Source organism: Nocardiopsis listeri (assembly GCF_020741345.1).
GTDB classification, from domain to species: domain Bacteria; phylum Actinomycetota; class Actinomycetes; order Streptosporangiales; family Streptosporangiaceae; genus Nocardiopsis; species Nocardiopsis listeri_A.
Map to the genome: position 1 here is coordinate 1 of NZ_DYZD01000329.1, position 6,173 is coordinate 6,173.

General features: G+C 69.5%; 7 protein-coding genes. 2 read left to right on the plus strand and 5 right to left on the minus strand.

What is annotated here, in order from left to right; genetic code table 11:
- The coding region (locus K8V84_RS17625) for a PadR family transcriptional regulator (protein ID WP_304076265.1) at nt 1-798 on the plus strand (798 nt) is incomplete at its 5' end.
- A 144-nt stretch (nt 799-942) separates the two neighbouring features.
- On the opposite strand, the gene K8V84_RS17630 is transcribed toward K8V84_RS17625, so the two are convergent.
- Nucleotides 943-1,479, minus strand: a complete 537-nt coding sequence (locus K8V84_RS17630; protein ID WP_304076267.1) for a DinB family protein — start codon at nt 1,477-1,479, stop codon at nt 943-945.
- Between the two features lie 76 nt (nt 1,480-1,555).
- Here K8V84_RS17630 and K8V84_RS17635 point away from each other — a divergent pair, with 76 nt between their 5' ends.
- Entirely contained in the window at nt 1,556-2,236 is a 681-nt protein-coding gene (locus K8V84_RS17635) for a hypothetical protein (RefSeq protein WP_304076269.1), read from the plus strand.
- Nucleotides 2,237-2,243: 7 nt separating this feature from the next.
- On the opposite strand, the gene K8V84_RS17640 is transcribed toward K8V84_RS17635, so the two are convergent.
- The 4 genes from K8V84_RS17640 to K8V84_RS17655 form a co-directional block, all read right to left on the minus strand.
- Nucleotides 2,244-4,112 carry a long-chain fatty acid--CoA ligase gene (locus K8V84_RS17640; protein WP_304076270.1) on the minus strand — a complete coding sequence of 623 codons (1,869 nt, stop codon included), beginning with the start codon at nt 4,110-4,112 and terminating at the stop codon, nt 2,244-2,246.
- 110 nt (nt 4,113-4,222) lie between these two features.
- Nucleotides 4,223-4,708 (minus strand): Cys-tRNA(Pro) deacylase, encoded by a 486-nt coding sequence (gene ybaK / locus K8V84_RS17645; protein ID WP_304076272.1) that lies wholly within the window; start codon nt 4,706-4,708, stop codon nt 4,223-4,225.
- A gap of 76 nt (nt 4,709-4,784) precedes the next feature.
- Nucleotides 4,785-5,567, minus strand: coding sequence for an LON peptidase substrate-binding domain-containing protein (locus K8V84_RS17650; protein ID WP_304076273.1), 783 nt, complete (start codon nt 5,565-5,567; stop codon nt 4,785-4,787).
- A gap of 85 nt (nt 5,568-5,652) precedes the next feature.
- Nucleotides 5,653-6,173: ferritin (locus K8V84_RS17655; RefSeq protein ID WP_304076275.1), on the minus strand; the 521-nt coding region annotated here is incomplete at its 5' end.

A 6,173-nucleotide genomic window follows, 5' to 3' on the forward strand; every position in this document is an offset into this window, starting at 1 on the left:
TCCCGACGCCGGGCCGGACTCCAGGGTCGGTGGGAACGACGCGCCCAGGAGCGCGACCGGTTCGGCCCCTGGGGCCGACACGACCATCACGACCACCGGGCCGAAGCATCGGAACCACCCCGGCCACCACACCCGCCCCGGCCGCCGCACCCCTTGTGGGGAGGCCCCGGAGGTCCCGTGATCCCCGGTCCCCCCGGAGGCCCCTTCGGGCCCGGCGGCTTCGGTGGGTTCCTCGGCCACGAGGGCGGACCCGGTGGCGGCCGACACGGTCGGCGGCGCGGCGGCCCCCGCGCCAAGCGTGGTGACGTGCGCACCGGCATCCTCCTGCTCCTGGAGGAGGAGCCCCGCAGCGGATACGAGATCATCCGGGAGGGCCGCGAACGCAGCGGTGGCGCCTGGCGGCCCAGTTCCGGGTCGGTCTACCCGATGCTCCAGCAACTGGAGGACGAGGGCCTGATCGAACAGATCGAGGGTGAGGGGCGTCGACGCCCCTACAAGCTCACCGACGAGGGCGTGACCTACCTGGAGGAACAAGGACCCGACCTCACCCCTCCGTGGGAGGCGGGCGCCGACGCCTACGCCGACGCCAGGTCGCACTACGAGGAGCTCAGCACGCAGGCCTACCAGCTCGCCGCGGCCGCGGCACAGGTCGCCCAGGCCGGCACTCCCGAACAGGTGGAACACGCCAAGCGGTTGCTGGCCGAGACCCGGCGCAACCTCTACCTGATCCTGGCCGAGGAGGACGTCCCGGCATCGGGTGAGGCCGCGGGCCAGGACGAGGATTCCGAGGACGCGTAGGGGCCGTCCCATCGGCCACGGCGCCCCCGGACCATGGGGGTGCCGTGGCGCCGACGGCGATGCCGAGTGGGCCGGAACCCGAATTCCGCCGCAAGGGCACAGAACACCCACCGAAGCGTCGGCGAAGGCACCAGAAGATACGGATCACTGGCCGACGGAGCCATCGGCCAACTCCCGGAGCAGGTCCAGGTGTCCGTTGTGGCGGGCCGTCTCCTCGATCATGTGGTTGAGCACCCAGCGCAGGGTGGTCCTCCCACGGCCGTGCTGGAGGACGCGGCGGGAGGAGTTGCCCAGCTCAAGGTGGGAGGTGATCTCTCGGGAACGTTCGCACTGGCGTTCGTAGTCGGCCAGCAGCTCGTCCAGGGGACGCTCCGCGCCGACCCGGAACTCACCGTCGGGGTCCCGGGTCGAGTACGGCGCCACGTCGGGTTGGTCGAGCATCACCACCTCGAACCAGAACGCCTCGACCCAGCGCAGATGCGACACGATCCCACCGATCGTGGTCATCGGTGAGGACGGGATCGGAGCGGCCGAGGACAGGGCCGGGTCCAGGCCCGCGCACTTGAGGTGCACGGTGGAGCGGTGCCACTCCATCCAGGACAGCAGCATCGTCCGCTCGTCCGCCGCCATGGGAGGATCGACACGCTTGGGCCGGGCCACGGGACCGCTCTTGTCGTACATGCGGGTATTGTCCTTCGGGTCGTCACCGGTATCCACTGGTTTTCGGCAGGTCCGGGACACGAAGGAGGCACGCGGGGTGAAGACGGAGGGCGGCCGTTCGGGCGCGTCGGGGGTGGGGCGCGGTCTGGCCGTGGCCGCGGCGGTGTTCGGTGTGATGGCGCTGCTCGGGGCGCTCCTCGGCCCGCTGTGGTGGTGGCTCGCCCCTCGACCCGAGGTGACCGCGCTGGGCGACGGCGACGTCTTCGCCGGCGCCACCGAGGAGGTCTTCGCGGGTGAGGGCTACTTCGTCCTCATCACCGCGACGGCCGGGATCGTCACCGGTTACGCCTGCTACATGATCCAGTTCAGACTGTCCGAGCGGCGCGAACAGGATCTTCGACTGGTGTTGCTGTTGGCGGGTTTCCTGGGCGCGGTCGCCGGCAGCGCCCTGGTCTGGCGGATCGGTGTCGCGTTGGACGCCCCCGCTCGGGAGGTGGTCCTCGCGGCCGAACCCGGAGACACCGTCACCGGCGCGCTCCAGCTCCAGGCCCTGGCCTTCCTCATCGTGTGGCCCTTCGTGCACGTGCTGCAGTACGGGCTGCTCGACGGCATCAGCCTGTTGCGCTCCGACCAGCCCGGCGTCCCCGAACCGCTCCGTGAGCCCGAATCCCTCGCACCGACCCCGCCCTCGCCCAACGGTCAGGTCCCGCACGCGACGACGGCGCCCCCGGCCTCGGAGGGGGAGGAGCGGACCGACCCCGAGAGCCGGCGTCCCTGAACAGCGATCACAGACGCTGGACGGAGTCCTCGTACATCGCGTCGAGCAACTCGGCGTACTTCTCCTCCACCGCCCGGCGGCGCATCTTCAGGCTCGGGGTGATCTCGCCGGCCTCCACCGTCAGCGGGCTCGGCAGGATCGTGAACTTCTTGATGGACTCGTGCCGGGGCAGGTTCTCGTTCAACTCGTCGATGGCCGCCTCGACCATGGCCCGGACCCTGGACGACCTGGTCAGGCCGCCGTAGTCGAGCGCGCCCAAACCGTTTGCCCCGGCCCACTCGTCGATCGACTCCGGGTCCAGTGCCACCAGCGCCACGCAGTAGGGCCGCCGATCGCCGTGCACGACCAGGTTGCTCACGTACGGGCACAGCGACTTGAATCGGCTCTCGATGCCCTGCGGTGCCACGAACTTGCCACCGGAGGTCTTGATCAGTTCCTTCTTCCGGTCGGTGATCCGCAGCCGCCCGTTCTCCAGGGTGCCGATGTCACCGGTGGCGAACCAACCGTCCTCGGTGAGCACGGCCTCGGTGGAGCCGGACAGGTTGTGGTATCCGCGCATGACGCCCTGGCCGCGCAGCAACACCTCGCCGTCCTCGGCGATCCTGACCTCGGTTCCGGGCAACGGCAGCCCAACTGTTCCGAAGCGCACCTCACCGGGCCGGTTGAGGAAGGCGCCGGCGGAGGTCTCGGTCAGCCCGTAGCCCTCCAGGATGGTGATCCCCGCGCCGTAGAAGAACCGCCCGATCTCCGGGGCCAGCGGCGCGCTGCCGGAGACGAAGAAGCGCAGTCGACCACCGAAAAGGGCACGCAGCTCGGCGAACACCAGACGGTCGGCCACCCTGTGCCGGGCCGCCAGCGCCCCGGTGGGTTCCTTGCCCGTTTCACGGACTCGGGCCACCTGGTCGCCCACGCCCACCGCCCACTTGAAGATCCGGTACTTGGCGGCGCCGCCCTCCTTGGCCCGCAGGACGACCTTGTTGTACACCTTCTCGAAGATGCGGGGAGCCGCCGCCATGAAGGTCGGCCGCACCACGGCGAGGTTGTCGACGATCTTTTCCACTCGCCCGTCCACGGCGGTGCGAAAGCCCAGCCGCAACTGGGCGACCTGCATGACCTTGCCGAAGGCGTGGGCCAGGGGCAGCCACAGGTACTGCACGTCGTCGATGGTCAGCATCTGCCGACCCCGGCCGGCCATCTCCTGGTCCAGGACCTCCAGCGCCTGCGCCTCGTACAGCCAGTTGGAGTGGTCCAGACGCACGCCCTTGGCGCGTCCGGTCGTGCCCGAGGTGTAGATCAGGGTGGCGAGGTCCTCGGGTTCGACGGCGGCGACGAGTTCGTCGAAGAGTTCGGGCCGCTCGGCGTGGAGTTCGGCGCCGCGCTCGGCCAACTCGGCCAGGCCCATGACCCAGTCGTCGTCGCCACCCGCCTCACCCTCGAAAGCGATCACCTTGGACAGCCCGGGCATGGCCGCGCGCTGCCCCTGGAGCTTGGCGACCTGTTCGTCGTCCTCGGCGAAGGCCACCAGACTGCCGGAGTCGGAGACAATGTAGGCACAGTCCGGCGGGGTGGAACCGGGATAGATGGGGGTGGAGGCGCCGCCGGCGCACAGGATCGCCAGGTCGGCCAGAATCCACTCGATCCGGGTGTTGGAGACGATCGCGCAGCGGGCCTGGGAGGTCAGGCCGAGGGAGTGCAGGCCCAGGGCCAGGTCGCGCACACGGTCGCGGGTCTGGTTCCAGGTGAGCCTCTGCCAGGTTTCGGGATCACCACCGGGGGAGGGGACGGGATAACTGAACGCCTCCCGATCGCCGGATCGGGCGACGCGGGAGGCGAACATGTCGGGGACGGACCGATAGGGGGATGAGATGTTGCCCATTTCACAAAGCTACCGCCGGGTAGGGGGGTGGGCAACAGCTTGTGGTCGAATGTGCCGGGGTCCACGGTCCCTTGTGTCACAGCGGAATCCGCTGCGTGTGGCACCTCACCTCAGGTCGACGAGATGGGTGCGGTGATCGCCTCGGTCAGTCGGATCAGATCGGCCGGGGCCAACTCCATCTGCAGGCCGCGCCGCCCCGCCGACACGTACACCGCGGCCAGGGAGGTGATCGAGGAATCGATCACCGTGCGCAGCCGTTTGCGCTGTCCCAGCGGGCTGATGCCGCCTCGCACGTACCCGGTGATCTTCTCCGCGCGGGCCGGCTCTGCCATCGTGGCCCTCTTGCCACCGACCGCCATGGCCAACGCCTTGAGGTCCAACGAACCGCTCACCGGGACCACCCCGACGGTGAACACCCCGTCCACCTCGGCCACCAGGGTCTTGAACACCTGATGGTGGGGCACTCCGATCGCGTCCGCCGCGTCGGCCCCATAGGAGTGGCCGTCGCCGTCTCCACCGACCTCGTAGGCGTGCAGGGTGTAGGTGGTCTTGGTCCGTCCCGCCGCCACGGTCGCGGGCGTGGCTTTTCCACTCATCGGCTACCTGGGCTTTCCACTGGTCTATGGCTTGCGGGCAGGCTAGCGCAACGCCTGCCCGGTTTCGACGGGCACGCTAGTTGAAGGAGACGCCGTTGTTGAGGAAGGGGCCCGCCGGAAGGTTCGGCAGGGTGGGTGCGGCCACGATCCGGTTCTCCCGGCGCAGGAAACGCGCGGCCACGGCCAACCGGGTCGCGGCGTCCTCGGCCTCCAACAGGCGCTGCTTCTCCGCCGGGTCCAGCACGATCGAGGCGGCCACCGCGTGGGACAGCGCGATCGGGTCGCGTGGCAGGTCACGGGAGGTCTCCGGGGCCATGCCGATCTGGGACAACCGCCCCCGGTAGACCTCGTACAGGTCCTGCACCCGGTCGGCGTGTTCCTTGGCGTCCGGTCCCAAGGCCTCGGGGAGCAACGACACCGAGGCGGTGGAGTAGTCGTCGGTGCCGAAGGTGTCGACCTCCGACAGATCGATGACACGGAACCGGGTGCCGCCCTCGACCACCAGGTCGTATCGGCCGTCCTCGTAGGTGCGTACGTCGCGCACCACCGCCGTGCACCCCACGGCGCTCACCACCGGAAGCGACGGCGCACGCGTGTGCTCGACGGTGTGCGGCACTCCGGTGTCGGCACCGCCCGCGCCCTGACCGGACTCGCTCGCCACCTCGTGGCCCAACTCGATCCACACGACACCGAAACGGGCCGGCCCGCGTTCGCGGCCACCGGCCTCGCCCCCGGCCATCGTGGGTCCGAGCAGTTCCGAGACCAGCTTCCGGTACCGCTGCTCGAAGACGTGCAGGGGGATCGTCATCCCCGGGAACAGCACGGTGTTCAGTGGGAAGATCGGCAGAGCCTCAGGCATGTCCCCAGTATGCCCCGGCCGGGCCGCGCGACGACGCCCCGCCCGGGAGCCGGGCGGGGCGTGTGTTCACGCGAGGCGTCGTGGGTCAGGACACGGAGGGGCCGGCGGTGCCGGGCGCGGACTGGCTGCCGTTGTCCTCGCTGGGCATGTCGCGGGCCACGAAGGTCTCCACGTCGAAAAGGTTGCCGTTGGAACGGTCCACGACGTTGAGGAGGGTCGACATCTTGGCGACCTCCTCGACCTGCTCCTGGATGAACCACTGCAGGAACTGTTCGCCCGTGTAGTCCTCTTCGTCACGGGCCACCTTGGCCAGGTATTGGAACTGGTCGCTCACCTCTCGCTCCTGACGCAGGGCCAGGGCGACAAGGTCACGGGTGACGGCGAAATCCGTCTCGATCGCGTCGACACCCGGGAGGGCGAACGTCACGTCGTTGTCGAGCAGGTACCGCACGAGCATCATCGCGTGGTCGCGTTCCTCGAGGGACTGCTCGTAGAAGACCCGGGCCAACTGGGGCAGGTCCTGGTCGTCGAACCAGGCGGCGATCGCCACGTACTGGTGCGACGCGGTGAACTCGTGCCGGACCTGGTCGACCAGGAGTCGATGGA

Bases quoted from the DNA above. Each gene is read 5' to 3' on its own strand.
- K8V84_RS17630 (WP_304076267.1), bottom strand. From the start codon at position 1,479: ATGTACGACAAGAGCGGTCCCGTGGCCCGGCCCAAGCGTGTCGATCCT.
- K8V84_RS17640 (WP_304076270.1), bottom strand. From the start codon at position 4,112: ATGGGCAACATCTCATCCCCCTATCGGTCCGTCCCCGACATGTTCGCC.
- ybaK (WP_304076272.1), bottom strand. From the start codon at position 4,708: ATGAGTGGAAAAGCCACGCCCGCGACCGTGGCGGCGGGACGGACCAAG.
- K8V84_RS17650 (WP_304076273.1), bottom strand. From the start codon at position 5,567: ATGCCTGAGGCTCTGCCGATCTTCCCACTGAACACCGTGCTGTTCCCG.